Origin of the sequence: Archangium minus (genome assembly GCF_044360475.1) — a bacterium.
GTDB classification, from domain to species: Bacteria; Myxococcota; Myxococcia; order Myxococcales; family Myxococcaceae; genus Archangium; species Archangium minus.
On sequence record NZ_CP043494.1, the window covers coordinates 11,788,649 to 11,814,772 of the forward strand.

26 protein-coding genes are annotated in these 26,124 nt (G+C 68.7%); 14 read left to right on the forward strand and 12 right to left on the reverse strand.

What is annotated here, in order from left to right; all coding sequences use genetic code 11:
- The first annotated feature begins 118 nt into the window (after positions 1–118).
- The 6 genes from F0U60_RS48305 (at position 119) to F0U60_RS48330 (ending at position 5,948) form a co-directional block, all read left to right on the forward strand.
- Complete coding sequence (locus F0U60_RS48305; RefSeq protein WP_395810891.1) at positions 119–817, forward strand: ABC transporter ATP-binding protein; 699 nt, start codon at positions 119–121, stop codon at positions 815–817.
- Positions 814–3,366, forward strand: a complete 2,553-nt coding sequence (locus F0U60_RS48310) for an FtsX-like permease family protein (RefSeq protein WP_395810893.1) — start codon at positions 814–816, stop codon at positions 3,364–3,366. Before F0U60_RS48305 ends, F0U60_RS48310 begins: the two co-directional genes overlap by 4 nt.
- A 3-nt stretch (positions 3,367–3,369) precedes the next feature.
- Positions 3,370–4,551 (forward strand): lipocalin-like domain-containing protein, encoded by a 1,182-nt coding sequence (locus F0U60_RS48315; RefSeq protein WP_395810895.1) that lies wholly within the window; start codon positions 3,370–3,372, stop codon positions 4,549–4,551.
- 43 nt (positions 4,552–4,594) lie between these two features.
- Positions 4,595–5,005, forward strand: a complete 411-nt coding sequence (locus F0U60_RS48320) for a hypothetical protein (protein ID WP_395810897.1) — start codon at positions 4,595–4,597, stop codon at positions 5,003–5,005.
- Positions 5,006–5,075: 70 nt separating this feature from the next.
- On the forward strand, positions 5,076–5,492 hold the full coding sequence (locus F0U60_RS48325) for a hypothetical protein (protein ID WP_395810899.1): 417 nt from the start codon (positions 5,076–5,078) through the stop codon (positions 5,490–5,492).
- 15 nt (positions 5,493–5,507) lie between these two features.
- The gene (locus F0U60_RS48330; protein ID WP_395810901.1) at positions 5,508–5,948 is read left to right on the forward strand and encodes a hypothetical protein; all 441 of its coding nucleotides are present in this window, start codon (positions 5,508–5,510) and stop codon (positions 5,946–5,948) included.
- Between the two features lie 183 nt (positions 5,949–6,131).
- On the opposite strand, the gene F0U60_RS48335 is transcribed toward F0U60_RS48330, so the two are convergent.
- Positions 6,132–6,839 carry an MBL fold metallo-hydrolase gene (locus F0U60_RS48335; protein ID WP_395810903.1) on the reverse strand — a complete coding sequence of 236 codons (708 nt, stop codon included), beginning with the start codon at positions 6,837–6,839 and terminating at the stop codon, positions 6,132–6,134.
- Between the two features lie 258 nt (positions 6,840–7,097).
- On the opposite strand from F0U60_RS48335, the gene F0U60_RS48340 reads away from it, so the two are divergent.
- Together F0U60_RS48340 and F0U60_RS48345 are read left to right on the forward strand one after the other, a co-directional pair.
- Positions 7,098–7,310, forward strand: coding sequence for a hypothetical protein (locus tag F0U60_RS48340; protein ID WP_395810905.1), 213 nt, complete (start codon positions 7,098–7,100; stop codon positions 7,308–7,310).
- Positions 7,311–7,435: 125 nt separating this feature from the next.
- Positions 7,436–8,080 (forward strand): Isoquinoline 1-oxidoreductase subunit, encoded by a 645-nt coding sequence (locus F0U60_RS48345; RefSeq protein ID WP_395810907.1) that lies wholly within the window; start codon positions 7,436–7,438, stop codon positions 8,078–8,080.
- Here the strand turns inward: F0U60_RS48345 and F0U60_RS48350 are convergent.
- Positions 8,077–10,281, reverse strand: coding sequence for a molybdopterin cofactor-binding domain-containing protein (locus F0U60_RS48350; protein ID WP_395810909.1), 2,205 nt, complete (start codon positions 10,279–10,281; stop codon positions 8,077–8,079). The genes F0U60_RS48345 and F0U60_RS48350 overlap by 4 nt on opposite strands.
- Entirely contained in the window at positions 10,278–10,745 is a 468-nt protein-coding gene (locus F0U60_RS48355) for a (2Fe-2S)-binding protein (protein ID WP_395810911.1), read from the reverse strand. The genes F0U60_RS48350 and F0U60_RS48355 overlap by 4 nt, the downstream gene beginning before the upstream one ends.
- 157 nt (positions 10,746–10,902) lie before the next feature.
- On the opposite strand from F0U60_RS48355, the gene F0U60_RS48360 reads away from it, so the two are divergent.
- Positions 10,903–15,075 (forward strand): ankyrin repeat domain-containing protein, encoded by a 4,173-nt coding sequence (locus F0U60_RS48360; protein ID WP_395810913.1) that lies wholly within the window; start codon positions 10,903–10,905, stop codon positions 15,073–15,075.
- A gap of 59 nt (positions 15,076–15,134) precedes the next feature.
- Here F0U60_RS48360 and F0U60_RS48365 read toward each other — a convergent pair whose 3' ends face one another.
- On the reverse strand, positions 15,135–15,650 hold the full coding sequence (locus F0U60_RS48365) for an OsmC family protein (protein ID WP_395810915.1): 516 nt from the start codon (positions 15,648–15,650) through the stop codon (positions 15,135–15,137).
- Between the two features lie 43 nt (positions 15,651–15,693).
- The gene (locus F0U60_RS48370; protein WP_395825762.1) at positions 15,694–16,227 is read right to left on the reverse strand and encodes an FHA domain-containing protein; all 534 of its coding nucleotides are present in this window, start codon (positions 16,225–16,227) and stop codon (positions 15,694–15,696) included.
- A 98-nt stretch (positions 16,228–16,325) separates the two neighbouring features.
- On the opposite strand from F0U60_RS48370, the gene glpK reads away from it, so the two are divergent.
- From glpK to F0U60_RS48385, 3 genes are read left to right on the forward strand one after another with little or no spacing between them, the layout of a single operon-like run.
- Positions 16,326–17,810 (forward strand): glycerol kinase GlpK, encoded by a 1,485-nt coding sequence (gene glpK, locus F0U60_RS48375; protein ID WP_395810917.1) that lies wholly within the window; start codon positions 16,326–16,328, stop codon positions 17,808–17,810.
- A 37-nt stretch (positions 17,811–17,847) separates the two neighbouring features.
- Entirely contained in the window at positions 17,848–18,159 is a 312-nt protein-coding gene (locus F0U60_RS48380; protein ID WP_395810919.1) for a 4a-hydroxytetrahydrobiopterin dehydratase, read from the forward strand.
- A complete protein-coding gene (locus tag F0U60_RS48385) occupies positions 18,159–19,397 on the forward strand; it encodes a hypothetical protein (protein ID WP_395810921.1) in 1,239 nt (412 codons plus the stop codon). Before F0U60_RS48380 ends, F0U60_RS48385 begins: the two co-directional genes overlap by 1 nt.
- A gap of 32 nt (positions 19,398–19,429) precedes the next feature.
- Here the strand turns inward: F0U60_RS48385 and F0U60_RS48390 are convergent, their stop codons facing one another.
- Together F0U60_RS48390 and dapE are read right to left on the reverse strand one after the other, a co-directional pair.
- A complete protein-coding gene (locus F0U60_RS48390) occupies positions 19,430–19,708 on the reverse strand; it encodes a hypothetical protein (RefSeq protein ID WP_395810923.1) in 279 nt (92 codons plus the stop codon).
- Positions 19,709–19,738: 30 nt separating this feature from the next.
- The gene (gene dapE / locus F0U60_RS48395) at positions 19,739–20,815 is read right to left on the reverse strand and encodes a succinyl-diaminopimelate desuccinylase (RefSeq protein ID WP_395810925.1); all 1,077 of its coding nucleotides are present in this window, start codon (positions 20,813–20,815) and stop codon (positions 19,739–19,741) included.
- Positions 20,816–20,983: 168 nt separating this feature from the next.
- Here dapE and F0U60_RS48400 point away from each other — a divergent pair, with 168 nt between their 5' ends.
- On the forward strand, positions 20,984–21,535 hold the full coding sequence (locus F0U60_RS48400) for a hypothetical protein (RefSeq protein ID WP_395810927.1): 552 nt from the start codon (positions 20,984–20,986) through the stop codon (positions 21,533–21,535).
- 155 nt (positions 21,536–21,690) lie between these two features.
- Here the strand turns inward: F0U60_RS48400 and F0U60_RS48405 are convergent, their stop codons facing one another.
- The 5 genes from F0U60_RS48405 to F0U60_RS48425 all read right to left on the reverse strand — a co-directional run bounded on the left by F0U60_RS48405 (position 21,691) and on the right by F0U60_RS48425 (position 24,479).
- A complete protein-coding gene (locus F0U60_RS48405) occupies positions 21,691–22,515 on the reverse strand; it encodes a 2,3,4,5-tetrahydropyridine-2,6-dicarboxylate N-succinyltransferase (RefSeq protein WP_395810929.1) in 825 nt (274 codons plus the stop codon).
- Between the two features lie 42 nt (positions 22,516–22,557).
- The gene (locus F0U60_RS48410; RefSeq protein WP_395810931.1) at positions 22,558–22,890 is read right to left on the reverse strand and encodes a PRC-barrel domain containing protein; all 333 of its coding nucleotides are present in this window, start codon (positions 22,888–22,890) and stop codon (positions 22,558–22,560) included.
- A 96-nt stretch (positions 22,891–22,986) separates the two neighbouring features.
- Positions 22,987–23,169, reverse strand: a complete 183-nt coding sequence (locus F0U60_RS48415) for a hypothetical protein (protein WP_395810933.1) — start codon at positions 23,167–23,169, stop codon at positions 22,987–22,989.
- A gap of 159 nt (positions 23,170–23,328) precedes the next feature.
- Positions 23,329–23,889, reverse strand: a complete 561-nt coding sequence (locus F0U60_RS48420; protein ID WP_395810935.1) for a hypothetical protein — start codon at positions 23,887–23,889, stop codon at positions 23,329–23,331.
- 35 nt (positions 23,890–23,924) lie between these two features.
- A complete protein-coding gene (locus tag F0U60_RS48425) occupies positions 23,925–24,479 on the reverse strand; it encodes a hypothetical protein (RefSeq protein WP_395810937.1) in 555 nt (184 codons plus the stop codon).
- 198 nt (positions 24,480–24,677) lie between these two features.
- Between F0U60_RS48425 and F0U60_RS48430 the strand changes: the two genes are divergently transcribed.
- Complete coding sequence (locus tag F0U60_RS48430) at positions 24,678–26,114, forward strand: pyridoxal phosphate-dependent decarboxylase family protein (RefSeq protein WP_395810939.1); 1,437 nt, start codon at positions 24,678–24,680, stop codon at positions 26,112–26,114.
- Positions 26,115–26,124: the final 10 nt, after the last annotated feature.

Sequence of the window (26,124 nt, forward strand, 5' to 3'; positions counted from 1 at the left end):
ACAGTACCAACCTCAGACCCGAGCCGCACGGCGTCCTTCATGGCAGGCAGGCTGACGAGGACCTGTCCTGCACACGGGACGTGCAAGGGGCTTGCGCATCGATTAGTCACTCCGCCGCATGCCCCCCGCCCAGCCCGTTGTCGAGCTCCACGACGTCTCCAAGTCCTACGCCGAGGGCGATGCCGTTCGCGAGGTGCTCTCCAACATCCGGCTCACCCTGCACGCAGGAGAGTTCGTCGTGCTGCTTGGCCGCAGCGGCTCGGGGAAGTCCACGCTTCTCAACCTCATCAGTGGCATCGATCTGCCCACGCGAGGCCGGGTCCGCATCGACGGCCGCGAGCTCGTCACCCTGAGCGAGCACGAGCGCACCCTGCTGCGCCGCGAGCGCATCGGCTTCATCTTCCAGGCCTTCAACCTGCTGCCCACCCTCACCGTGGAGGAGAACATCCTCCTGCCCCTGGAGCTCACCGGGCGCGAGGGCCCCGAGTCGCGCGGACGCGTGCGCGAGCTGCTCGACACGGTGGGCCTGGGCAACCGGGCCGCGAGCTTCCCGGATCGGCTCTCCGGCGGCGAGCAACAGCGGGTCGCGGTGGCCCGCGCGCTCGCCCACGCCCCACCCCTGTTGCTGGCCGACGAGCCCACCGGAAACCTCGATGAGCAGACGGGACGCAAGGTGTTGGACCTGCTCGAGGGCCTCACGCGCAAGGAGAAGGCCTGCGCGCTCATCGTCACCCACGACCCGGGCCTCGTCTCACGCGCGGATCGCGTGCTGAAGATGGAGGCGGGCCAGCTCGTCGAGCAGGGGGCTCGCGCGTGAAACAGCGCCTCCTGGTCCGCGCCAGCCTGCGCCACCTGGGCAGCCACCCGTGGCTCACCGCCCTGTCCCTGCTGGGCATCGCGCTCGGTGTCGCGGTGGTGGTGTCCATCGACCTGGCCAACGCGAGCGCCATGCGCGCCTTCGAGCGCTCCACGGACACGGTGGCGGGCCGCGCCACCCATCAGCTCGTCGGTGGGCCCGCGGGGCTGCCGGAGTCCGTGTACCGCGACCTGCGCCTGCTGCCCGACGCCCCCCCGTCCGCCCCCGTGGTGGAGGGCTACGTGCGCGCGAGGAGCGGGGATCTGCGCCCCCTCACTGTCCTGGGCGTGGATCCGTTCGCGGAGGGCCCCTTCCGCTCCTACGTGCCGAGGGGCGGAGGCACGGTGGACATGGGCGTCTTCCTCACCAGGCCCGGCGCCGCCATCCTCACGCGGCAAACGGCCCAGGCGCTCGGGGTGGGCGCCGGAGACTCTCTCGCAGTGGGCATGGAGGGCGTGACAAAGCAGCTCCACGTGGTGGCACTGCTCCAGCCCCAGGACGAGGGCAGCGCCCGGGCGATGGAGGGCCTGGTGCTCACGGACATCTCCACCGCGCAGGAGCTGCTCGGCCAGGTGGGGCGCCTCTCGCGCATCGACCTGAAGCTGCCAGACGGCAAGGCCGGAGAGTCCCAACTGGAGCGCCTGCGCCCGCTGCTGCCCGAGGGCGCCGAAGTGGTGCGGCCCCGTGCGCGCGGCAACGCCGTGGAGCAGATGACCCGGGCGTTCCGCACCAACCTCACCGCGCTGTCGCTGCTGGCGCTCGTGGTGGGCACGTTCCTCATCTACAACACGATGACCTTCTCGGTGGTGCAGCGGCGCGAGATGCTCGGACGGCTGCGCGCGGTGGGCATCACCCGGCGGGAGCTGTTCGCGCTGGTGCTCGGCGAGGCGGCGGTGCTGGGTGTGGTGGGCACGCTGGCGGGGCTGCTCCTGGGCGTGCTCATGGGGCGCGGGCTGGTGGAGCTCGTCACCCGGACGCTCAACGACCTGTACCTCGTCGTGAGCGTGCGGGGCCTCTCGTTGGAGAACCTCACCTTGATGAAGGGCGTGCTGCTGGGCCTGGGCGCCACGCTCGCCGCCGCACTGCTGCCCGCCTGGGAGGCCGCACGCTCGGCCCCCGCGGTGACGCTGCGCCGCTCCACGCTGGAGGACACGTCGCGCGGGAGGGCTCCACGGCTCGCGCTGCTGGGACTGCTCGTGCTCGCGCTGGGCGTGGGGTTGCTCTCCCTGCCCTCTCCCGAGCTGCTCCCCGCCTACGGTGGCCTCTTCTCGGTGCTGCTGGGCTCGGCGCTGCTGGTGCCCTGGTTGACGGCGCTGCTGGCGAGCGTGGCAGCGGGCCCGCTGGGACGTCCCTTCGGACTGCTGGGACGCATGGCAGCGCGAGGCGTGACGGCGAGCCTCAGCCGGACCGCCGTGGCCCTCGCGGCGTTGATGGTGGCGGTGGCCACCACGGTGGGCGTGGGGCTCATGGTGACGAGCTTCCGCGGCACCGTGGCCGCCTGGCTGGAGTCCTCACTGCAAGCGGACATCTATGTGTCCCCTCCCTCGCTCGTCACCCGACGTGGGGGCGCCACCTTCACGCCAGGGCTCGCCGAGCAGGTACGCACCACGCCCGGAGTGGCCAGCAGCAGCACCCTGCGCACGGTGCAGGTGCGCGTGGACGGCGTGCCCACGGACGTGCGCGCGGTGGACTTCGGCGAGACGCCGGTGCGCCCCTACCGCTTCAAGGAGGGCAACCCGGAGCGTGTGTGGAAGGAGCTGGAGGCACCGGACGCCGTCCTTGTCTCCGAGCCCCTCGCCTTCCACCGCCGCCTGAGTGTGGGCGGCACGGTGGAGCTCGCGACGGACAAAGGCCCTCGCCGCTTCCGCGTGGTGGGCGTGTACTTCGACTACGGCTCGGACACGGGCACGGTGCTGATGCTGCGTGACACGTACCTGCGCCACTTCGATGACGCCCGCGTCAGTGGCGTGGCGCTCTATGCCGCGCCCGGGCAGGACGTGGATGAATTGGTGGCCCGGGTACGCGAGCGCGCCGGGAACGTGCAGGCGCTCGACATCCGCTCCAACCGCGCGCTGCGCGAGACGTCCCTGGAGGTGTTCGACCGCACCTTCACCATCACCCACGTGCTGCGGCTGCTCGCGGTGGGCGTGGCCTTCATCGGGGTGCTGAGCGCGCTCATGGCGCTCCAGCTCGAGCGGGCCCGGGAGCTCGCCGTCCTGCGCGCCACGGGCCTTACGCCGCGCCAGCTCTGGGGCCTCGTGTCCCTCCAGACGGGGCTGCTGGGCCTGCTGGCGGGGCTCTTCTCCCTGCCGCTCGGCGTGGCGCTCGCGTACGTGCTGGTGCACGTCATCAACCAGCGCTCCTTCGGGTGGACGCTGCAACTGCTGGTGTCGGGGGACGTGCTCACCCAGGCCCTGGTGCTGGCGCTGTCGGCCGCGGCGCTCGCGGGCCTGTATCCGTCCTGGAAGATGTCGCGCGCCAACCCCGCGATGGCGCTGAGGGAGGAGTAGGCGATGCGCGGACGCGGACTCGTCATCGGCGTGGCGGTGGTGCTCGCGGGCCTCGCGGCAGGAGCGACCTATGTCACGCGCGAGGCGTCACCTCCCTCCTCGAAGCGCGAGCCAGCGCTGAAGGTGGCGGACGCGCTCGGAGACAGGGGCGGCACGGAGGGCTACGAGCGGGCGCTCGCGCCACGGGAGTTCCACTTCCCCGAGGACCACGGCCCTCACCCGGGCTTCCGCAACGAGTGGTGGTACTGGACGGGCAACCTCTCCACCGCGGACGGGCGGGACTTCGGCTACCAGCTCACCCTCTTCCGCAGCGCACTGGCCCCGGGTGAAGAGTCGCGTGCGTCCGCCTGGGGCTCGCGGCGGGTGTTCATGGGGCACCTGGCGATCTCCGATATGGGCGGTGGACGCATCCACGCCACCGAGCGCTTCAGCCGCGACGCGCTGGGACTGTCAGGCGCGCAGACCGAGCCCTTCCGGGTATGGCTGGAGGACTGGAGCGCGGAGGCGGTGGGTGCCAGAGCCCTGCCCATGCGGCTCACCGCACGAGCCGGGGGCGTGGCGCTGTCACTGGTGCTCGAGGAGGGCAAGCCGCCGGTGCTCCAAGGTGACCGGGGCCTCAGCCAGAAGGGTCCCGAGCCGGGCGACGCGTCTTATTACTACTCGCTCACGCGGATGCCCACCCGTGGACAGGTGACGGTGGAGGGCCGCGCGTACGAAGTGACGGGCCAGAGCTGGATGGACCGCGAGTGGAGCACGAGCGCGCTCGGGAAGGAGCAGGTGGGCTGGGACTGGTTCTCGCTCCAGCTCTCGGATGGCAGCGAGCTGATGTACTACCAGCTCCGCCACCGCGACGGCACGGTGGACCCGTTCAGCGCGGGCACCCTCATCCCAGCCCAGGGCGAGCCGGTGCGCCTCTCACGCGAGGACGTGCGGCTGGAGGTGCTGGACACCTGGACGAGCCCGAACAGCGGCGCGACGTACCCGGCCCGCTGGCGGCTCGCGGTGCCCTCACGCCACCTGACACTGGAGCTCACCCCTGCCTTGACCAATCAGGAACTGCCATTGACTGTGCACTACTGGGAAGGTGCGGTTCGACTATCGGGCTCGAACGAAGGCCGCTCCGTAGACGGTCGTGGCTACGTAGAGTTGACTGGCTACGGAGATGCGCCTCCGCGTGGGCGCTGAGAGCCCCCTCACACTGTAGACTCGCGCGGACGGAGGCAGCCCCATGCAGCCGCGCGACTGGAACATCGGGACGCATCACGCCTGGTTCGAGCCCCCTGACGAGCTGTGGATGAAGGTCCGGGGCACAACCACGCTTGAAGACGCCATCCGCATCCTCGAGCTCTACCGCGAGCTCGGCAGCAAGCAGCCCTTCTTCGCGGTGACGGACCTCTCGGAGGCCACCTCCGTGGACCTCAAGGCCAGGGACCATGTCTCCTGGAACTTGAGAATGGAATGGTTTCGGGGCTCCATCTACATCGGCGCAGGCCTGATGCAGCGCGCCGTGGCCAACAGCATGACCTTCCTCCACTCCGTCGTGGGCCAACCCGTCATCACTCAGCACTTCGTCACCACGGAAGACGAAGCGCGCGCACTCATCGCCCACGAGCGCTCCCTGTTGGACAAATCCCTCTGAAACCCGGGCAACCCCGCTATCCAACTCCCACCGCCCCAGTAGGATGGTTGCGAAACTTCACGGGGGATATATGGGCAATCGCCGCGAGTGGAAGCTCGGGACTCACACGGCTCATTTCGAGGAGCCAGACATCCTGTGGGTCAAAATCCAGGGGGAGACCACCCTGCAGGATGCCATCTCACTGACGGCGCTCTATGGAGAGATAGGGAATAACCAGCCCTTCTTCGTGGTGACGGACCTGACGGAGGCCACCTCCGTGGAGACCGAGGCCCGCAGCCACGTCTCCCAGAACACCAATCCCTCGTGGTTCCTCGGCTCCGTCTACATTGGCGCGGGCTTTGTCCAGAAGGCCGTGGCCAAGAGCCTCGCCTTCGTGCACGCCATGACCGGCCGGCTCACCTTCGACCTCCACTTCGTCTCCACGGAAGACGAGGCACGCGCACTCATCGACCGCGAGCGGGCCCAGCGCAACACGCGCGTCGCCTAAGCAAGCGCCCACATCATGACGCCACCTCGCGAATGGAAGATCGGAGCCCACGAGGTCCGCTTCGAGCCCCCCAACACCCTGAGCGTGAAGATCCGGGGTGACATCCGGGTCGACGAAGCGGGGCAGCTCATCGATGTATGCGCGGAGTTGGGCGACCGGGAGCCCTTCTACCTCATCGCAGACATGTCGGAGATTGGCTCCATCCCCTCGGAAGCCCGGGGCTTCGCCTCCAAGAAGATCCGCCCGGAGTGGTACCGAGGCGTCGTCTACGTCGGAGCGAGCTTCGTGGCGAAAGCCGCGGTCAAGAGCCTGTCCGTGGTGTTCTACCTGGCCGGTAAATACACCGCCGATGTCGAGTTCGTCGCCACCCCCGAGGAGGCACCCGCCGCCCTCGCGCGACAGCGGGCCAAACACAACGCCCAGGTGGCCGAGCCCTCTCCACCGGCACGACGCTAATCCCCTTCAATGCGCTGACAACCACGGCCATTTCCCCTCTCCCTTCGGGAGAGGGACGGGGTGAGGGTATCGGGTGAACTCGGGTTGAACCCCTTGCCCACACGCTGTGAGCCACGGGTTGAAGAACGGGTTCAACTACCCTCACCCCAACCCTCTCCCGAAGGGAGAGGGAGCTGCGGTCGATTAGAGCATGAACACTTGCTCGGCCGGCTCATCGTGCGCCGACAACGGGCGCGTGTTGTAGGCGAGCGACTCCGCCAACCGCGCGGGCTTCTCGTTGCGCGGGGTCGTCATCAGCCGGATGAACGCGTCGTGCTCCAGCCGAAGGCGGGGGTTGGTGAGGCGCTCGTGGCCAATCGTGCTGAACGTGCGCCCACCGTAGTCATGGGCGGGGAACACGAGCGTGTCCCCTGGCAATGACAGCAACCGCTGGAGGCTGTGGTACTCGGCCTCGGCATCACCCGTGGGCAGATCCGTCCGGCCCGTGGCGCCGATGAGCAACGTGTCCCCGGAGAGCACCCGGTCCTCCATCACCAGCACCATCGCGTCCGCGGTGTGCCCCGGGCTCGCCCAGACGTTGAGGCGCAGGTTCCCCACCGCGACGACATCTCCCTCGCTCAACAGCCGCTGCACCGAGCCCGCCGGAGCCCCTGCATGCACCGCGCCCGTCATCCGGGCCAGCTCGCGTCCTCCGGACAGGTGGTCCGCATGCGTGTGCGTATCCACCACCATGGCCAACCGGAGCTGGTCCTTCCCCAGCCGTTGCATGTAGCTCGGCACCAGCTCCAACACCGGATCCACGATGAGTGCCTCGCGCGTCCGCGGGCAGGCGATGAGGTACGTGCGACAGCTCGCCCCTCCGTTCAGCTCCTCGAAGATGAACCCCTTCATCCCTCGACCTCCCTCTCCCGGGTGCTCCGCCCCGACCGCGACGCCAAGCAAGGTAGGCACTGCCCACGGATGGCACGCTCGACTGCCAACCCTTTCAAGTGCGGACGCCTGACAGTTGACGTTCGGAGCTCGCAGGGCAGGCGGACGGCCAGGCCCTGACTCCTGCGCAGGCTGTTCCCCACCGCCCCCACACCCAGTTTGAAACCACACGTTTCGCGAGGATGGACCTCGCGAGCGATTCCTCACAGGAGCGACACCATGGGCGCCTTCACGAAGACGATCGGCGGAATGTTCCTCGGCAAGTACCTCAACCAGCGCCAGCGTCACCGCCGCGGTGCCTGGTCTCGGGGCCGCGCGTACCAGCGTCCCGCCACGGGAGGACTCCTCAGTACCCCCATCGGTCGGTTGGGGCTCGGGAGCCTGGCGTTCCTCGCCGCGCGCCGGTTCATGGCCCGCCAGCGCCACGCCTGACGAGGGGCGCTCGTAGGCCACCCGGGTGAAGGGGTGCCTCAGACAGGACGATGCCGGGAAGAGAGGGCTGCCTGCCGTGCCGCACCTGGCTACGCTCGTGCCCCATGCGAAGCCTTCCCGCCCTCATGTGGACTGCTGTCGTGGTGCTCGCGGGCTGCAAGTGCAAGGGGACCGCACAACCCGTCCCCGTGGAGCCCGCGGCTCGCGCCTCGGTGGAAGCCGAAACACGACAGGCACTTCAGCCCGTCTCGGCATTCTCCACCATCGCCGACCCGGCGGCCCGGTCCATCGCGCTCTTCGCCGAGGCGGGCCGGGTCATCACCCATCCGCGTTGCACCAACTGTCATCCAGCGGACGGCATCCCGCGACAGGGAATGGAACAGCGGCTCCACATCCCCCGAGTCTCCGGCGGCCCCAGCGGCCATGGAGACCCGGGCCTTCCCTGCGCGTCGTGCCATCGGGAGTCCAATACACCCGTCGTGGGCGAGAGCCTCCAGAGCATCCCAGGGAATCCAAAGTGGGCCCTCGCTCCGGTCGAGATGGCCTGGGTGGGCAGGTCGCTGGGGCACATCTGTGAGCAGCTCAAGGACCCTCAGCGCAACGGCGGCAAGAGCCTGACGCAGCTCCACCATCACATGGCCGAGGATGTCCTGGTCGGCTGGGGTTGGAACCCCGGACCGGGCCTCCAACCCGTTCCAGGCACGCAGCAGGCGTTCGGCGAGTTGATCCAGGCATGGATCGACACGGGTGCCCACTGCCCGAAGCCTTAATCCTTTCGTGTACCCAGCCGCTGGGGCGTGATGGGGAGGTCGCGGACCCTCGTGCCCGTTGCCTCGAAGACGGCGTTGGCCAGAGCCGCGGCCGTGGGACCCTGAGCAGCCTCACCTGCACCCAGAAACGGCTCGCCCGGGCGGTCGAGCAGCTCAACGTCAACGGGCGGAACTTCCGAGAAGCCGAGGATGGGATAGGTGCTCCAGTCTCGTGAGCGGATGCGCTGGCTGTCATATTGGACGGCCTCCTTCAGGCTCCAGCTCAAGGATTGGATCAGCCCTCCCTCGAGCTGGTTGCGGAGTCCGTCCGGGTTGACCACCTCGCCCGCATCGGCGGCCAGCACAGCCCTCACGACCTGAATGGCCTGGCTGCGTGGATCCACAACAACCTCCAGGCAGACGGCACAGTAGCTCGCGAGGTTCTTGTAACGGGCGAAGCCCAGACCGCGCCCGTGATGGGGTGAGCGACGGCCCGCGGACCAGCCGAAGCGCTCCGCGGCCTTGAGGATGACGGCCTTGGCTCGCACGTCCTGGAGCTGGCGAAGCCGGAACTCAACCGGGTCGACATGTGCCGCATGCGCCAGCTCATCCATGAAGGACTCGATGGCAAACACATTGGCGTAGGCGCCGAGACTCCGAAGGGACGAGGTCCGAAGCGGCATCTCGGTCACGAAGTGGGTCGTCACCGACCGACCGGGAAACGCGTAGAGCGGGAGGGCGTTGCGATCCGCAGCGTAGTTCGGCGGCCCGCCATTTCTCGGGACTGGCATGGCGAAGGGTTGGGCCAGTGCGCGACCCGCCAGCAGGTTGCCAGGGTTGCCACCCGGCCGCATGCCATGGGACGTGGACCAGAGCTCATAGGACCAATCGAGCACGTCACCCTTCGCGTCCACTCCGGCGCGGACCTTCATCACCATCGCCGAGCCGTAGGGCTCGTACATGTGCTCGTCCTGGCGCGACCACTGAACACGAACGGCGCGGCCAGGCAGTGCTCGGGCAAGGAGCGCGGCGTCAGCGGCGGCATCGTCCGCACCGTTATGGCCATAGCAACCCGCGCCGTGCATGTGCCGAGCGCGTACCTTGTCCTTCGACAAGCCGAGCATCTTCGCGATCGCCTCGGACGTGTCGAAGACGCTCTGGCTGTGGGTGTAGAGGGTCAGGAGCTCTCCATCCCACTCCGCCACGGCGCACGAGGGGCCGATGGCGCCATGCATCTGGTAGGGACGGCGGTAGCTCGCCTCCAGGGTTCGCGCCGGAGGCGGACCCGCCGGGCGCACGGTGTTCTCGATGACGATGTTCTGAGCCGGAGCAGCCTGAAGCCAGGCGTGGGGATCCACAGGCAGCGCGGCGTGCTCGCGCCACCGGGCGGCGCCGGCCAGACGCGAGGCGGCCTTGATGGCTTGCCACTCCTTGGACGCAATCACTCCCAGGAAGTCGCCGTCGCGCACCACCTTCAAGACCCCCGGCATGCGCTCCACTTCGGACGCATCGACTTCGACGAGCGTCGCGCCATGGGAAGGGGCTCGGATGACGCGTCCGTGGACCAGGGTGTCGGACCTGAAGTCCTGCACGAAGATGGCCTCACCCGTGAGCTTGGCGGGCAGATCCAGGCGAGGAACCGAGCGGCCCACGTAACGCCTCACGGACTCGGGCTTGGGCGCGACGGTGCCGGTCGCTTGACGGTTCAGCGTCCGCCCTCCCACCAGACTCCAGTAGGTGATGCTGCCACCGCCAACCGGATCCGAGATCGTTCCGTCCTGGACGCGCAGCCGTTTCGCCGGTGCACCCAGGCGCTCGCTGGCCATGTCCACGAGGAGGGCGCGGACCTCGGCGGCGGCATAACGCACTGCCGTCCCCCCCTGGGACATGGACATGCTGCCAGCCGTGGTCCCCTCATTGGGAGAGAGTCGGGTGTCGCCGGAGATGATGACCAACCGCGACAGCTCAATCTCCAGCTCGTCGGCGCAGAGCTGCCCGAACGCCGTGAGAATGCCCTGACCGAGCTCCACCTTGCCGGTCATCAGGGTGACCACGCCATCAGCGCCAATGCGCAGCCAGGCATCGAGTTGTGGATGGCGCGCCAGGTCTCCCGGCAACCTCCCCTGGCGCGGCGCTTCACTGAAGGCGCGCGGGTGGGCCAGGGCGAAGGCCAGCACCAGCGAGCCTTTCAGGAGTGAGCGGCGATCCATGCGGGCGCTCATCGGGCCATCTCCGCCGCGGCACGTTGGATGGCGCGCACGATGCGGTTGTGAGAGCCACACCGGCACAGGTTGGAATCCAGCGCGGTGCGGATCTCCGCCTCCGACGGACGGGCCTTCTGCCGCAGCAGGGCCGCCGCCGCCATGATCATCCCCGGAATGCAGTAGGCACACTGGCCCGCCTGTTCGTCCAGGAAGGCCCGCTGCAAGGGATGCAATGTTCCATCTGGCGCACGCAGACCTTCCAGCGTGGTGAGCTCCCGTCCGCTCAGCGACACCGCGGGGACGAAGCAGGAGCGAAGCGGTATCCCATCGCAAAGCACCGTGCAGGCACCGCACTGACCCACGCCACAACCGTATCGGGCTCCGTTCAAACGGAGCTCGTCGCGGAGCACGTAGAGGAGAGGGGTGTCATCATCGGCGTCAAGAGCGTGGGACTTCCCGTTGACGGTCAGCGTGAAGGACATGGGGTGCGCTTCCTCCCGAGCCGGAAAGCCTAACAAGCCGGAGCGGTGCGTCTGCCCGCGATTTGGAGCCACCACGGAGCGTGAAGTGCGCTCAACAACACGAGTCCGCTCGGACCCCCCACTGCATCTCCAAACAGATTTCAGCTACGAATCCTCCATGGTCCGCAACACCCACTCACGCGCATGGCTCGTCATCACCGCCCTGGCACTGCTCTGCTCCTGCCGAGGTGGCATCGAAAAAGCCATCGAGTCCGGCGACCTGGAGAAGGTCCAGGAAGCCCTGACCACTCCCGAGGTCCAGGCGAAGCTGCCGACCCAAGGCGGCCCCTGGCTGGTGAAGGCGGTGCAGGCGAAGCAGTTCCCCGCCTACCTGGCGCTCGTCGGCGCTGGCGCGGATGCCCACTTCGTCGACTCGGAGGGACGCAGCCTCCTGCACCACGCGGCGGTGGCCGGCGCCGAGGACATCGTCCAGGAGCTCCTCCGCATCGGAGCGGATCCGCTTCGCGCCGATGGCAAGGGCCTCACGCCCGTCCATGAGGCCATCACGCACCGCCGAGGCGGTCTCCTCACGAGCCAGCTCCTGCCCAAGGTCCCGGACGTCAATGCGCTCGACAAGGGGCGTGGCGGCATCCTCGCCCATGCCGCGCGCACGGGGGACGCGGAGCTCGTCACGCTCCTCGTCAAGGCCGGCGCGGTCCTCGATGACCCCAAGGCCATCCCCGAGCCGTCGCACCCGGAAATCCAACGCCAGCTGGAGATCGCCCACCTGGCGTACCGCGTGAAGAGCGCCGTCGAGAAGGGAGACATCGAGACGCTGAAGACGCTCGCCACCGAGGCGAACGAGGAGCTGATGGATGCGCTGGGGCTCACCCCCGTCCACCTCGCCGTTCTCCAGAACGACCGCAAGGCGTTGGCGGAGCTGCTGAAAGACAATCCCAGGGCAATCGCGCACTCGGACGCCCGTGGACTCGGATTGTTGCACTACGCGGCCCTCGCCGCCGAGCCTCGGACGGCCGAACTGCTCCTCTCCCACCACGCGAGCATCGATGCACGGACCCAGGCGGGCCAGACGCCGCTCATGCTGGCGGCGCAGAAGGGACGCGCGCTCATGGTCGGGGCACTCATCGCGCGAGGCGCCTCGGTGAACGCGGAGGACGCAACCGGCCAGACCGCGCTCACCCTGACGGCCCAGGGCGACAACCCCAAGACGGTGGCCCGGCTGATGGACGCGGGCGCGGTGCTGACCCGGCCTTCCCCTGGATTGGAGCAGGCCCACCAGCGCTTCCTGCTGCGCTGGGCGGCGGAGACGGGCAGCTTCGCGCGTGTCGCCGCGCTCCTGCGCGCGGGGGCAACCGATGCGACCACGCTCGAGAAGCTCAAACTGACCCCCTTCCATCTGGCGGCCATTGGCAACGAGCCCTCGAAGCTCGAGGCACTCGCCACCGAGAAGCCCGAGATGCTCGAGTCCCTGCTCGGCGAGGAGGGCCTGACCCTGCTTCACTGGGCGGCCCTCGCCGATGCGGACAAGAGCGTGGCGTGGCTCGTCTCCAAGGGCTTCGACGTGAACGCCTGGGACCCGAAGAGCCAACAGACACCACTCGAGGCCGCGGCCCGCTCGGGTCGCCACACCGCGGTCGGACAGCTCGTCGAGAGGGGCGCGACCCTGTCACGGCTCTCGAGCAGTCTCTACGATTCGAAGATGCGCGAGCCGCTGCTCCGCGCCCTCCAGAACCACAAGCTCCTGGAGGCCTGGCGGAATGGGCAATTCACCGAGCTCCCAGCGCTCCTGCGGGAGGGGGCGATTCCCGAAACCCTGACGCCTGGCCCCACGCCGCTCCAGTGGCGCATCCTGCGGGGTGAGCCGCTGACGCCGGAGCTGGAGGCTGACATCCGGAAGGCGGAGGTGGATGCCAGGGGCCGGACCCCGCTGCATTACGCCGTCCTCGCCTCGAACGCCGCGGCCCTCGACGTGATTCTGCGTCTGGCTCCGGACGTCAACCTGCGGGACGAGCGTGGCGCGACGGCGCTCCATGAGGCCGCGGCCCTTGGGAATGACGAGGTCATCCGCCGGCTCGTCCAAGCGGGAGCGGACGTCAACCTCCCGGCGAAGGACCGGCGCGAGGAGCGCCACGAGCGCACCCCACTCATGGCCGCGCTGGAAAAGGAGAGTCTCCCCGCCGTGACGGCGCTCCTCGATGCGGGAGCCAACCTGACGGCGAAGACGGCGAGCGGACACATCGCGCTGGAGTTCGCCTTGTGTGAATCCCACGAGGAATTCGCGGCACTCCTGCTCTCGCGCGGCGCACCGCCGGAAGCGGACGTCAAATGCTGGAGCAAGGCGGCCTCGTCGGCGATCAGCGCGGGCCGGGAGGAAGAGGCCCTGAAGTTCCTCGAGTACGCGAAGCCACTCACTCCCGACGTGGTCCGCGAGCTGCGCCAGAAGGCCGCCAGGTCCGGCCTGGCCAGGGTCCTCCGTCACCTACTGGAGCGCCCCGAGGCCAGCGGTGACAAGGAGAGAGCGGAGCTGCTCGAGGTCGCCGCCGAGAACGGCAAGCGGGCCATCATCGAGCTGCTGCTGGAGGGCGGGGTGCCAGCAACTCCCGCCTTCACGCTGGAGCGGACGCTCAGGGCTGCCGCCTACAAGGGGCATCCCGAGGTGGTGGCACTGCTGCTCGATCGGGGCGCCGACCCCTTGTGGACTTCGGAGAAGAATGGTTCCGCGGTGGCGCGCGCGCTGATAGCTGGCGAGCACAAGGTCATCGAGCTCCTGGCCGCGCGACCCGAGGTATGGGCGAAAATCCAGGCGGACCCCAATCTCCTGGAGCCTGCGGTGGCGGGAGGGTTCATGGACCTCGTCCGTGGCTACGTCGAGGCAGGGGCCGACATGAAGTCACGCGGCACGAAGATGCTGGGCGTCGCGAGCAGCGAGGAAATGGCCGCCTACCTGATCAGCAAGGGCGCCCCCACCAACTCCGACGCCGCCCTGCAGCCGGATGCCGGCCTGGACTGGCTCGCTCTCTATGGTGAGCCCTTCGCCCAGACGGTGGCTTACGGCGAGCTCGGCATCGCACGGTTGTTGCTCCAACATGGCGCCCGGCCACAGACCAGACCCGTGCTCGATTATTTCGAGGCGCTCTTCGTGGGCGTCCGGGTGTTCGAGACGATGCGAGCCAGGCCCAGAGGAGGACCCGAGCACGTGGAGAAGTTGCGCGCGCTCGTGGCGGAACCCGCCTGGACACCGGAGCAGCTCGCCGAGCTCCTCGAGGGCATCACCGACATGCGCTGCGACATGCTGCCCCTCGTGGAGTCCATCCTGGACCGCATGAAGCCAGAGGACATCAAGACCCGGACGAGACCGGCGGTGGCGAACCTCGCCTCCTGTCAGGACCCCCGCGCACTGGAGCTCCTGGTCAAGCGAGGGGCGGACCTCAACGCGACCGATGACTCCGGGTTGAACGTGCTCGCGGATGTCCTGAAGCACAGGAACGATTTCGGGGCCCGGACGCTCCTGCGCCTGGGCATCCAGACCACGCCCACACAGGAGGACAAGCTGGCCTATGTGACGCTCGCCCTGAAATACCAGCTTGGCGACGTGGCGGCGGAGCTTCTCGAGCGAGCCCCCAAGGATGGCCGGCTCGGGGATGCGGCGGCCCTCGATTCAGCGCTGCTGCTCGCGATGAGCGAGCGGGCGTCTGATGCCGCCATGCTGCTCGTCTCTTACGGAGCCAGGGCCCGAGCGGCCGGCACGGAGGGGGAAACCGCCCTCACCCTCGCCGCCGCCCAGGGATGGTCCTGGAGTGTGGACCTCCTCCTCGAGCTCGGCGCCGCCGACCCGAAGAGCAAGGTGTTCCGCCTGCTGGCGGAGGCCAAGAACTGGCGACGCATCGACAAGCTCGCCACCCTCGGAAGCGCGTCTCCCCACGACCTGGCCTCGTATGCGAGCGTCCCGGAGCTGCGGAGCGCCGTGTTGCACCTGGTCCTCACCCGGCCGGACAGCGTGGACAGGTTCATCTTCTGGAACGTCATCACGGAAGGACAGGACGTCGAGTTCCTGGAGCTGCTCCTCGATGAACTGAAGCCCGATATCGATAACGCGGGCATGGACGGCAACTCCCTCCTCATCGACGCCGCGGGCCACTCCAATCTCGCCAGCGTCAAGCTCCTGGTGGACAGAGGCGCGGACATCCACACCATGGGCATCGATTGCGTCACCCCTGTGAGCATGGCCAGCACGCGGAAGGACGCCGAGGGACGGCGAATCATCCGGTACTTCAAGGAGATTGGAGGCGGAGAGGGCGATGACCCCGGGTGCGGCACGCGCGACCAATGAGGGCCGCCCCGGGGCTACGCACCGGCTCTCGGCAGTGCACGCGCGAGAGCCGGGAGGCGCTACTCCGAGCGCTTCTGGATCTGCGCGCTGAGCTCCGGCCGGTGATTCAGGGTCTGGAACACGACGCAGTAGCGCTCGGTGAGCTTCAGGAGTTGATCGATCTTCTCCTGGGGCGCATCGGTGTCGAGCTCGAACGACAGCCGGATGGCCCGGAAGCCGACCGGCGCGGTCTTGTCCACCCCGAGCGTGCCCCGGAAGTCGAGGTCGCCCTCGGCCCGGACGACGCCCTTGCGCAGGGGAATCTCCAGAGCCGTCGACACAGCCTTGAGAGTCACGCCGGCACAGGCCACCAGGGCCTCGAGCAGCATGTCACCCGAGCACAGCTCGAGCCCCGAGCCACCCGTGGCGGGGTGCAGCCCAGCGACGGCGAGCGCCCGGCCCGTCTCCACCTTGCAGGCGATGGACTGGTCATCCAGCGAGCCCTGCGCCTTCAGGGTGACCACCGCGGACTGGGGGTCGGTGCGGTACTTGTCTTTGATGGGCGCCTGGAGGGCGCGAAGAGAGGTCGAATCCATTGTTGGACTCCTCGAGAGCTACGGCTGCGAGTGAGAGAAAGGCTCAGCGGCCCGTCGAGGGGGCCGCCATGGCCAGGTGCGCGTGCAGGGTATCGGTGCGCACGTAGAGGAACTGCGCGTCGCCGAAGGCCAGGCCATCCCCGTCGAACAACTGCTGCTCCTGGTCGCCCAGGGCGATGGCGTTGACGAACGTGCCATTCATCGAGCCCGCGTCGCGCACATAGCAGCTGTCATCGGCCGCGTTCCAGCGGATGAGCGCGTGGAACTTGGAGACGGACGGGTCGTGAATCACCAGGGAGCTCGTCTCCAACCGACCCACGGCGAACACCTCGCCGTCTGTCTTCGGCTTGAGGAAGAGCACCTGCAGGTATTCGAAGCCCTGCAGCATCGCCATGAGCCGGTCCGCCAGGCGCGAGCGGTGGGCCATGAACACCGTGCGCGCACTGCCCATCTGCTGGGCCACCCGCTGGAAGACGGGCGAGGGGGGCTGCTGGATGAGCGCGACCGGGCCGTGCTCGGACTGGAAGGTCCTCACATCCACCTGGGGCAGCGCTCTCAATTCCTTCACCGAAGGCATGGCGCGCAGGCTAGGCGCGCACGTCGCGCGTGCCAAGAGCCATGGCTCGGGTATGGTGCGCCCGCACACCACCCAGGCAGCCGCAGGAGGCTACATCCATGGCGAAGGCGAAGTACGTGCTGGCAGTGGACCAGGGCACCACGGGAACCCACGTCTCCATCCTCGACGACAAACTCCGGGTGGTGGGCAGCGCCTACCGTGAGTTCACCCAGCACTTTCCCAAGCCCTCCTGGGTGGAGCACGACCTGGAGGAAATCTGGGCCACCGTCGAGCAGTGCATCCGCCGAGCCCTGAAGGACGCCGACCTGGAAGGCAAGGACATCTCCGCGGTGGGCATCACCAACCAGCGTGAGACGACCGGCCTGTGGACGCGCGGGGACGGCAAGCCCCTGGGCCACGCCATCGTGTGGCAGGACCGGCGCACCTCGGAGCACTGCGCGAAGCTGCGCGAGCAGGGAGAGGAGCCCCGGGTCCGTCAGACGACGGGCCTGGTGTTGGACCCGTACTTCTCGGGCACCAAGCTCTCCTGGATGATGGAGCACGTGAAGGGAGCCCGGAAGCGCGCCGAGAAGGGCGACGCGTGCTTCGGCACCATCGACACCTGGCTGGTCTACAAGATGACGGGGGGCCTGGTGCACGTCACGGACGTCTCCAACGCCAGCCGCACCCTGCTGATGGACGTGAGCAAGCTCCAGTGGGACGAGGGCATGCGCAACCTCTTCGGGGTGCCGGCCTCGTGCCTGCCGGAGATTCGCGGCTCGGCCGAGGTGTATGGCACCACGAAGGGCATGCGCGGCCTGCCGGACGGCATCCCCATCAGCGGCATGGCGGGGGACCAGCAGTCGGCCCTCTTCGGGCAGGCGTGCTTCACTCCCGGCGAGTCGAAGTGCACCTATGGCACGGGCGCCTTCCTGCTGATGAACACGGGCGACGCGCCGGTGTTCTCGAAGGCGGGCCTGCTCACCACGGTGGCCTGGCGCATCGGGGACAAGACGTCGTACGCACTGGAGGGCAGCTCCTTCATCGCGGGCGCCGCGGTGCAGTGGCTGCGTGATGGCCTGAAGGTCATCAAGAAGGCCTCGGACGTGGAGCCGCTCGCCGCCAGCGTGAAGGAGAGCGGGGACGTGGTGTTCGTCCCGGCGCTCGCCGGCCTGGGTGCACCGCACTGGCGTCCCGAGGCGCGCGGCCTCTTCGCCGGCATTGACCGCTCCACCACGGTGGCCCACCTGGCGCGCGCGGCGCTCGAGGGTGTGGCCATGCAGATTCATGACCTCGCCGAGGCCATGCGGCGCGACAGCGGCCGGGAGATTCCCTCCTTCAAGGTGGACGGAGGCGCCTCGGCCAACAACCTGATGATGCAGTTCCAGGCGGACATGCTCGGCACGGAGGTGGTGCGTCCTCAGAACCTGCAGACGACCAGCCTGGGGGCCGCCTTCCTGGCGGGCCTGGGAGCGGGCGTATGGAAGGACACGGATGCCATCCGCCGCGCCTGGAAGGTGGGCAAGGTCTTCAAGCCGAAGATGAAGCCCGAGGCGCGTGAGCGGTACCTGACCAAGTGGCGGCGCGCGGTGGAGCGCGCCTGAGACAGCCGTCCCCCATTCGCGATAGGAGAGAGCACCGATGGCCTACGACCGTACGCAACTGACCCCCGAGGCCCTGAAGCAGTTCCTCACCGAGCACCCCGAGTGGAAGCACGAGGGCGGCATGATTCGCCGTACCTACGAGGCGCCGAGCTTCCTCGCGGGCATCGAGTTCGTGAGCCAGGTGGCGAAGGCGGCCGAGGCCGCGGACCACCACCCGGACATCGACATCCGCTGGCGCAAGGTGACGCTAGCGCTCGTGACGCACGACGCGGGCGGGCTCACCTGGCGCGACACGAAGCTGGCATCCGAGGCGGACACGCTGTTCGCCCAGGTGGTGAAGCAGGGCTGATGAGGGCAGCACTCTTCGTCGTCGCGTGGGTGCTGCTGACGGCTGGGGTGGCGAGGGCACAGGACGAGGTGCCCGACGCCACCCGGCCGGAGCGGCTGTACCTCAACTCGGGCCTGCTGATGGGCTCCTCGCGAGTGGTGGGGCTGGGCGGCGCCTACGTGGGAATCGCCGAGGGCGTGGCCGGCTTCACCACCAGCCTGGCCGCGCTCGCCCAACGCTCGCCGGGGTTGGACAAGGACTGGGACGTGGGCTTCACCCTGTCCTGGTTGGACCTGCCCCTGTCAAAGGCCAAGGGCAAGGACCTGGACAACGACGGCCTGGCCGACGACGCCCCGACGACGTTGCAGTTGCTGGGCGCGGTCATGCTGCAGTACCGCAACTTCGGCCTGGGCTTCTCGCTGCGCAACTACCAGGTGGGCTACTGCAACACGGTCCTCTGCGACACGAATGATCTCATCCGTGTGTCCTTCCTCCAGTCGGCGCTGGCCGGTGCGATAGCGCTGGGGCGGGACGACTTCATCCTCGGCTTCGGCATCTACAGCGCGCAGGCTGTCTTCAGCCACAAGCCGGAGGGCGACTGGCGCTACGGGAACACGGGCATCGCGCTGGACATGCTGTACCGGCCCTACGGACGGCCGTACCGAGTGGGAGTGTCCGTGCGGCCGGAGGTGGTGGGTGCCTGGAGACGGAGCACGGGGCAGGTGCCGTTCCTCGCGGGCCGGCAGCTCTACTCGGCGGTGGTATCGCCCGCGGTGCTGTCGCTGGGCGCGAGCTGGCGGCTGGGCAAAGGGGCCGAGCTCTACAACCGGCTCTCCCCCGCGGCGCGCCGGCAGATGCTGGAGGGAGAGCACTTCGCGGAGCTGCCCGTGGAGGACGACCCGAGCGCCCTGGCAGGCCGGTGGCTCATCAGCGCGCAGGCGGACTTCATCTCGCGGGTGGAGAACGCGGTGTCGGTGCACTCGTTCACGGCGCTCACCGAGCCGCGGAAGGTGGGCGCGTCAGCGATGCTGCAGCCGCGCCTGGGCGTGGAGCACGAGACCTGGCCGGGGCGGCTGCGCACGCGGCTAGGGACCTTCATTGAGCCCTCGCCCTTCGAGGGACACCTGCCCAGGCCGCACCTGACGGGAGGCTTCGAGCTGTTCCTGTTCCGCTACTGGGATGACTGGGCGCTCACGGCGTCCTTCGATGCATCGCGGCGCTACTCCAACTTCGGTGTCTCGGTGGGGTTCTGGCGCTAGCGGAGTGTCCACGAAGCCACCCGAATCGGGATTCAGCCGCGACGCCCTGGCCGACGCCTCGCCGCCTGTCGTCCCCCTGGCAGCGGCCGGGCCACGGCCTCCAGGTGCGCGGAGCGGAGCGGTCTCGCCGCCTGGGAGCCCACCTCGCTCCCGTCCTCGGGCAGGGGCCGGTCTTCTTCACGCCGCTGTGCCGGCGTGCTGAGCAGGCGGGAGTCCGGCTGCCAGTCGAACAGCAGGATGGCGATCAGCACCATCATCACCACCGTGCGCCGGAAGGAGGGGGAGTCCTGTAGGAGCAGCTGCGGGTTCATTTGAATCTCGAACAGCCAGAGCTCGCGCTTTCAGCCCGCCTGCTTCAGGAACGTCGCCAGCTTCTCGTAGGCCACCGCCAGCGCGGGAATCGGCGCACTCTCGTTCGCCTGGTGCGCCTGTGCCGTCTCTCCTGGCCCGAAGTTCACCGCGTCCACGCCGAGCTCCGAGAAGCGCGCCACGTCCGTCCACGCCTGCTTCGAGGCCGCCGGTAGCCCCGTCAGCTTCATCAACTGCTGGAACAGCGGGTTGTCCGCGCACACCCGGCCGCTCGGCGCCAGGTCTGTGAACTCCACCTCTGCTGCGTCCCCCACCAGCTCGCGCACGTCCTCTTGCGCCCGAGCCACCGTCTTCCCCGGGGCGAACCGGTAGTTCAGGTTCAGCTCGAAGGCCTCCGGTATCACGTTGCGCGCACGCCCTCCCGAGGCCTTGGTGATGTTCATCACCTCATAGAAGGTGAACGCATCCTGCACCACCTCGCGCCGGGGAAGCGCCAGCAGCCGCGCCAGCAGCGGCCCTGCCTTGTGGATGGCGTTCTCTCCCTGCCAGGGCCTCGCCGAGTGCGCGCTCCGGCCCTTGAACTTCAGTGTCACGTGCAGGCTCCCCACGCACCCCACCTGCACCACGCCGTCGGTCGGCTCCATCGCGATGCCGAACTTCACCCGCTTGAGCTCCGGACGCGTCTCGAACAGGGGCCCCAGCCCGCTCTCCAGGTACGGGCCCTCCTCCCGCTCGTAGAGCACCACCACCAGGTTCACCGGCAGCTGCGCGCGCGGCAGGTCCTCCGCCAGCGCCATCATCACCGCCAGCCCGCCCTTCATGTCCGAGGAACCCAGCCCGAAGACGCGCTCGCCTTCAATGCGCGGCTCCCGGTCGTTCGGGTGCGCCGGCACCGTGTCCAGGTGCCCCACCAGTGCCACCGTGGGTCGCGCGTCTTGCAGGCTCCCCAGCACCAGCGAGTGTCCCAGCCGGAACACCTCTCGCGGTGGGAAGTGCGCGTGTGCCCAGCGCTCCACGTGGTCGGCGATGGCGCGCTCCTCGCCGATGGGACTGGGTATCTGGCACAGGGCCAGCGTGGATTGCGCGAGGCGGGTCGCGAGGTCACTCATGGGTCTGCTCCTAGGAGACTTCTGTACCCTCCAGCAGTTACCCGCCCTTCGCAAGGACGCGCTTTCGTTGGGTGGCGTTCACCTCCACCCCGCCGGGTCTCCGCGCGCATTCGCACAAGGCATACGCTGTGTGTGGCAGGCGTGCAGCACAACCCACTGGAGGACCCGATGACCCAGGAGATGCACGGCGCGATGAACCCCCCTGACGAGATGCCCGAAGAAGAGACGCGGGTGACACCCCAGGGGACGGCAGACTCGCAGGCCTCGGGCCTGGGCGGCACTCCGCCTGGCGGTGGAGGCCCCAGCCGTGAAGAGGTAGCAAAGAAGAGCCCCGGGACGCGGCGCGGCGGCCTCGGCTCGAAGCAGCCCACGAAGCGCAAGTCGGTGAAACAGAAGGCGAAGCGGGCCGAGGCGGCCCTGCGCACCAGAGCCCAGGAGCGCAGCACTGGCGCTCGGGCTGGCACGGGTGCACGGGCTGGAGCTGGAGCTCGGGCTGGCACCGGCGCTCGAGCGGGTACCGGCGCTCGAACGGGCACTGGCGCTCGAGCTGGCACTGGCGCTCGCACGGCGGCGAAGAAGACAGGTGCGCGGAAGACAACCGCGGCCAAGAAGACCACCGGAGCCACCGCTGCGCGCAAGGCGGCCGCCACGAAGAACACCGCCCTCAAGCGCGCTTCGAAAACGGGTGCCTCGCGCCGCCGGGTCCACCAGCGACACTAGGGAAAGTCCCCTCTCCCTTCGGGAGAGGGACGGGGTGAGGGTATCGGATGAACCCGGGTTGAACCCCCTGTCCCCACTGTGGGCCACGGGTTGAAGAACGGGCTCGACTACCCTCACCCCCCGCCCTCTCCCAGAGGGAGAGGGAGCATGCGCAACTACACTGGCACGGCGAAGTCGCGCAGCGCCGCGTTGAGGCTCGTCTTCTTGTCCGTGCTCTCCTTGCGCTGCCCGATGATGAGCGCGCACGGCACCATGTAGCGGCCCGCGGGGAACTGCTTCTCCTTCATCCCCGGAATCACCACGCTACGCGCCGGCACCCGCCCCTTGTAGACCTTCTCCTCGGGGCCCGTCACATCGATGATGGGCGTGGACGCCGTCAGCACCACGTTCGCTCCCAGCACCGCCTCTTCCTCCACCACCACGCCCTCCACCACGATGCAGCGGCTGCCGATGAAGGCCCTGTCCTCGATGATGACCGGCGAGGCCGTGGGTGGCTCCAGCACTCCGCCCAGTCCCACGCCGCCCGACAGGTGCACGTCGCGGCCCACCTGCGCGCAGCTGCCCACCGTGGCCCACGTGTCCACCATCGTCCCCGCCCCCACCCGCGCGCCGATGTTCACGTAGCCGGGCATCACCACCGCCCCGCGCTCGACAAATGCCCCGTAGCGCACCACGCCCGGCGGCACCACCCGCACGCCCGCCGCCTCCAGCCCCTTCTTCAACGGAATCTTGTCGAAGAACTCGAAGGGCTCCACCTCCATCACCTTCATGTCGGAGATAGCGAAGAACAGGAGGATGGCCTCCTTCACCCAGGCATTCACCTTCCAGCCCTCGGGCCCCTTCTCCGCGACTCGCACCTCGCCCGAGTCCAGCAGCGCCAGCGTCTCGCGCACGGCGGCCGCGTACTCCGCTTCCTTCAGTTTCGCCCTGTCCGCGAATGCCGCGGACACCTTCTGGGACAGATTCTCGATGGAGGACATGGCCGCTCCTTCAAGCACGAAACGCCGCCCGGCGCACCATCCTCATGCGGACGCGTGCTGCGCTGCCTCCAGGCTCGTAGCAGGGGGCTCCGCCAGCGGGTAGGTCGCCGTGACGAGCTCCGTGTGCTTCCGGCCCGCCTCGGGCTCCAGGACCTCCCGCTCCCGCCCCGCCACGTACACGCCCTTGCCCGTCACCCGCTCCACACGCCCCAGGGGCACCGCCCAGAGCTTGCGCGAGAAGCGTCGGCGCACGAACAGCACCGTCTGCCCGACACAGTCCACCCGCCCCAGCACCTTCCCATCCAGGTCCAGCACCTTCATCCAGTGCTGGATGGACTTCCGCTTGAAAGGGGATTCCAACCACTCCACGGCCATGGCCTCACCTCCACGCACACAAGGTGGGGCCCAGGGCCTACGCTGGGGAGCACGGACACCGGGAGCCAGGCCCCCGGCCGCCCGCCTGCCTCAAGACTATGAACCAGGTGATTGGGAAGGGCCGCCCACCGCCTTGGACACCGCCTCCAGGATTTGCTGCTCGGTGGGGAAGGCGAGCGACTCCTTCTTCACCACCGGCTTGCCATCCACTTCCACGATGAAGCTGCCGGATGGGCCTACCTTCAACTCCGCGTCCAGGTTCAGCTCCTTCTTCAGCACGGCCGCCGCACGGGCGGCCCGAGGCTTGTAGCCTCAAGCACTGCAGAACAGGATGGTGATACGAGCGGCCATGAGAGGCCTCCTGCGTGATGGGGCGCGGGGTTGCGCCTCCAGGTGGGTAGAAGATAGCCGCCCACCCTCCGCTCCGCACCGGCCCGCTCAGTGGGCCCTGAGTTCCCCCAGCACGGACACGGGCGCGTCCTGGATGCCCAGGTGCTCCTCCAGCCTGCGCTCCAGTTCGAGCACGACTTCGGAGGTGAAGGGGGCCATGAGGAGGTTGTCCCGCGTCAGGAGCACGCTGCGCCCATCCTTCTTCATCACCCACAACGCGTGGAACACGTCACCGTCGGTGTCCTCGAACCGTGTCGCATAGACCTGCCGGAGGTCCTTCATGTCCACGGAGGGCGAGCGGAAGAAGAACGCGGGAAAGGGTCCATGCTCCACGGCGATGCCCTCCCGTGGCGAGGCCTTGATGCGCGTGTGGTTGATCAACCCCGCAGTCGTCACGTAGCTCAACAACAGACCGAAGGCAGCGGACAGGAGAAAGCCAACGAGCGCGTCGTTCCGCACGAGGAGTCCCCCCACGCCAAAGACCAGGAAGCCCAGGGCGAAGGGAAGAAATCTCCAGGTGGCATGCGTGTACCACTCCAGGCGCAGGCACAGGACCTCGCCCTCACGCTCCACACACAAGCGCTCTCCCTGAGCAGCTCTTGAACCCATGAGGCGTATTCTAGGGAGTTTCGAGCCCTGGCCGCCTACGGCTCCTCGGACACGGGCCAGTCCTCCAGGCCGAGGTGCTCCTCCAGCGCGCGCTCCAGGAAGAGAAGCTGTCTCTCCGTGAGCAGGTACCCGGCCAGCCGACGGCGGCTCCCGTCCCGACCCAACACATACAGCGCGTACACGGGGAAACGCCTGCCCTTGCGCGTACGGGAGCCGGTCTGCCTCCCGTAAAGCTGGCGGATGTCCTGCATCGCAACGGTGCGCGGCAGCAGCAACGAGGGGAGCGGACCATTGCGTACCCGGATGCCCGTACGGGGTGAGGCCTCGAGCGTCGTGCGATTGATGAGCGACACGAGGATGGCGTAGGCCAACACGAAGCAGATTCCGGCGAACCCCGCGACGAAGGACTCGGGCGAGCCCTTCCTGACGTGTGCCCCGTTGAGCACCTGCACGATCGGGAACGCCATACCCGCCAGGAGGAGAAGCGACCACCAGATGTCGGGCAGGTACCAGCGCCAGCGCAAGCGCAGGACATCGCCCTCCCGCGTCAGGGACCAGCCCTTCTCCAGCTCCGCGGACTCGACGGGCATGCGTACCCAAGACCCGCCGCTGACGTGCACGCGCGAGAACGAGTACACCCCCCCACAGGACGAGCACTGGATGGAGACCGCCTCGCGGCGAACGTCCTTTGCCTGGAGTGAAGCGCCACAGAGAACACACCGGGAAACCATGGCCGGACTCTATCGGAGGGGATTGACGCCCGGGTGAACCAGCGCGATGCACGCCCCATGTCCGCCACCCGCCCGAACCTCGCCGCCGCCTACGATCCCGAGAGCTTCCGCCGCCTCGGTCACCAATGGGTGGACCAGCTCGCCGACCACCTCGCCCGGACCCTCCGCCGCGAGGGGCCCGTGCTGCCCTGGGCCTCGCCCGCCACCCACGTCGAGCGCTTCCCCGCGAACTTCCCCGAGGAGCCCTCCGGCGTACTTCCGGACCTCCTCACGCGCGTCATTACCGACTCGCACCACCTGCACCACCCGCACTACGTGGGCCACCAGGTGTCCGCCCCCCTCCCCCTCGCGGCCCTCTGCGACTTCGCCTCCTCGCTCCTCAACAACGGCATGGCCGTCTATGAGATGGGGCCCGTCTCCACCGCCATGGAGCACAACGTGCTGCGCTGGATGGCCGGGGTGCTCGGCCTGCCCGAGGGCGCGGGCGGCGTCCTCACCTCGGGGGGCTCCGCCGGCAACCTCACCGCCCTGCTCGCCGCGCGTCAGGCGAAGGCCGGCTTCGACGCGTGGAATGGCGGCCCCACCGCCGGCCCTCCCCTCACCGTGCTCGTCCCCGAGACGACCCACTACTGCGTCGCTCGCTCCACCAAGGTGATGGGCTGGGGTGCCGAGGGCATCACCCCCGTCCCCGTGGACGCGCACTACCGACTGCGCCCCGAGGCGCTGGAGGAGTCGCTCGCCGCGGCCCGACGCGCCGGTCGCCGTCCCATCGCCGTGGTGGCCAGTGCCGGCTCCACCGCCACCGGCGCCTTCGACCCGCTCGAGGCCGTGGCCGACTTCTGCGCGAAGCACGACCTCTGGTTCCACGTAGATGGGGCCCACGGTGCCTCGGCCGCGCTCAGCCCTCGCTACCGCCACCAGGTGAAGGGGATTGAACGCGCCGACTCGGTGGTGTGGGACGCGCACAAGATGATGATGATGCCGGCGCTCATCACCGCCGTGCTCTTCCGCGACGGCAACCGCTCCTTCGAGGCCTTTGCCCAGGAGGCCTCCTACCTCTTCACGGGCCAGGACACGCGGCGCTGGAGCGACGTGGCGCTGCGCACCCTCGAGTGCACCAAGGAGATGATGGCCCTCAAGCTGTACGTCTGCCTGAGCGCACTGGGCACGAAGCTCTTCGCGGACGCCGTCACCGAGAGCTTCGACCTGGCCCGCCGCTTCGCCGAGCGCCTCCAGTCCTCCGGCGACTTCGAGCTGGCCGTCGCCCCCGACTGCAACATCGTCTGCTTCCGGCACACCCCGAAGGGACTGCCCGCCTCGGAGCTCGACGCACTCCAGGTGCGCCTGCGCGAGTCGCTCGTCACGAGCGGCGACTTCTACCTGGTGCAGACGACGCTCGGCGGGCGCGTGTGGCTGCGCACCACCCTCATCAACCCGCTCACCACGGACGAGGACCTGGAGGCACTGCTGGAGGCCCTGCGCCGGGCGGCCTGAGCCCGAGGGA

Coding starts and splice junctions, on each gene's coding strand:
- glpK (WP_395810917.1), top strand. CDS start 16,326: ATGGCGAAGGCGAAGTACGTGCTGGCAGTGGACCAGGGCACCACGGGA.
- F0U60_RS48400 (WP_395810927.1), top strand. CDS start 20,984: ATGACCCAGGAGATGCACGGCGCGATGAACCCCCCTGACGAGATGCCC.
- F0U60_RS48410 (WP_395810931.1), bottom strand. CDS start 22,890: ATGGCCGTGGAGTGGTTGGAATCCCCTTTCAAGCGGAAGTCCATCCAG.
- F0U60_RS48370 (WP_395825762.1), bottom strand. CDS start 16,227: ATGCCTTCGGTGAAGGAATTGAGAGCGCTGCCCCAGGTGGATGTGAGG.
- F0U60_RS48340 (WP_395810905.1), top strand. CDS start 7,098: ATGGGCGCCTTCACGAAGACGATCGGCGGAATGTTCCTCGGCAAGTAC.
- F0U60_RS48345 (WP_395810907.1), top strand. CDS start 7,436: ATGTGGACTGCTGTCGTGGTGCTCGCGGGCTGCAAGTGCAAGGGGACC.
- F0U60_RS48385 (WP_395810921.1), top strand. CDS start 18,159: ATGAGGGCAGCACTCTTCGTCGTCGCGTGGGTGCTGCTGACGGCTGGG.
- F0U60_RS48320 (WP_395810897.1), top strand. CDS start 4,595: ATGCAGCCGCGCGACTGGAACATCGGGACGCATCACGCCTGGTTCGAG.
- F0U60_RS48325 (WP_395810899.1), top strand. CDS start 5,076: ATGGGCAATCGCCGCGAGTGGAAGCTCGGGACTCACACGGCTCATTTC.
- F0U60_RS48315 (WP_395810895.1), top strand. CDS start 3,370: ATGCGCGGACGCGGACTCGTCATCGGCGTGGCGGTGGTGCTCGCGGGC.
- F0U60_RS48430 (WP_395810939.1), top strand. CDS start 24,678: ATGTCCGCCACCCGCCCGAACCTCGCCGCCGCCTACGATCCCGAGAGC.
- F0U60_RS48380 (WP_395810919.1), top strand. CDS start 17,848: ATGGCCTACGACCGTACGCAACTGACCCCCGAGGCCCTGAAGCAGTTC.
- F0U60_RS48390 (WP_395810923.1), bottom strand. CDS start 19,708: ATGAACCCGCAGCTGCTCCTACAGGACTCCCCCTCCTTCCGGCGCACG.
- F0U60_RS48405 (WP_395810929.1), bottom strand. CDS start 22,515: ATGTCCTCCATCGAGAATCTGTCCCAGAAGGTGTCCGCGGCATTCGCG.
- F0U60_RS48425 (WP_395810937.1), bottom strand. CDS start 24,479: ATGCCCGTCGAGTCCGCGGAGCTGGAGAAGGGCTGGTCCCTGACGCGG.
- F0U60_RS48330 (WP_395810901.1), top strand. CDS start 5,508: ATGACGCCACCTCGCGAATGGAAGATCGGAGCCCACGAGGTCCGCTTC.
- F0U60_RS48365 (WP_395810915.1), bottom strand. CDS start 15,650: ATGGATTCGACCTCTCTTCGCGCCCTCCAGGCGCCCATCAAAGACAAG.
- F0U60_RS48335 (WP_395810903.1), bottom strand. CDS start 6,839: ATGAAGGGGTTCATCTTCGAGGAGCTGAACGGAGGGGCGAGCTGTCGC.
- F0U60_RS48420 (WP_395810935.1), bottom strand. CDS start 23,889: ATGGGTTCAAGAGCTGCTCAGGGAGAGCGCTTGTGTGTGGAGCGTGAG.
- F0U60_RS48350 (WP_395810909.1), bottom strand. CDS start 10,281: ATGAGCGCCCGCATGGATCGCCGCTCACTCCTGAAAGGCTCGCTGGTG.
- F0U60_RS48305 (WP_395810891.1), top strand. CDS start 119: ATGCCCCCCGCCCAGCCCGTTGTCGAGCTCCACGACGTCTCCAAGTCC.
- dapE (WP_395810925.1), bottom strand. CDS start 20,815: ATGAGTGACCTCGCGACCCGCCTCGCGCAATCCACGCTGGCCCTGTGC.
- F0U60_RS48355 (WP_395810911.1), bottom strand. CDS start 10,745: ATGTCCTTCACGCTGACCGTCAACGGGAAGTCCCACGCTCTTGACGCC.
- F0U60_RS48360 (WP_395810913.1), top strand. CDS start 10,903: ATGGTCCGCAACACCCACTCACGCGCATGGCTCGTCATCACCGCCCTG.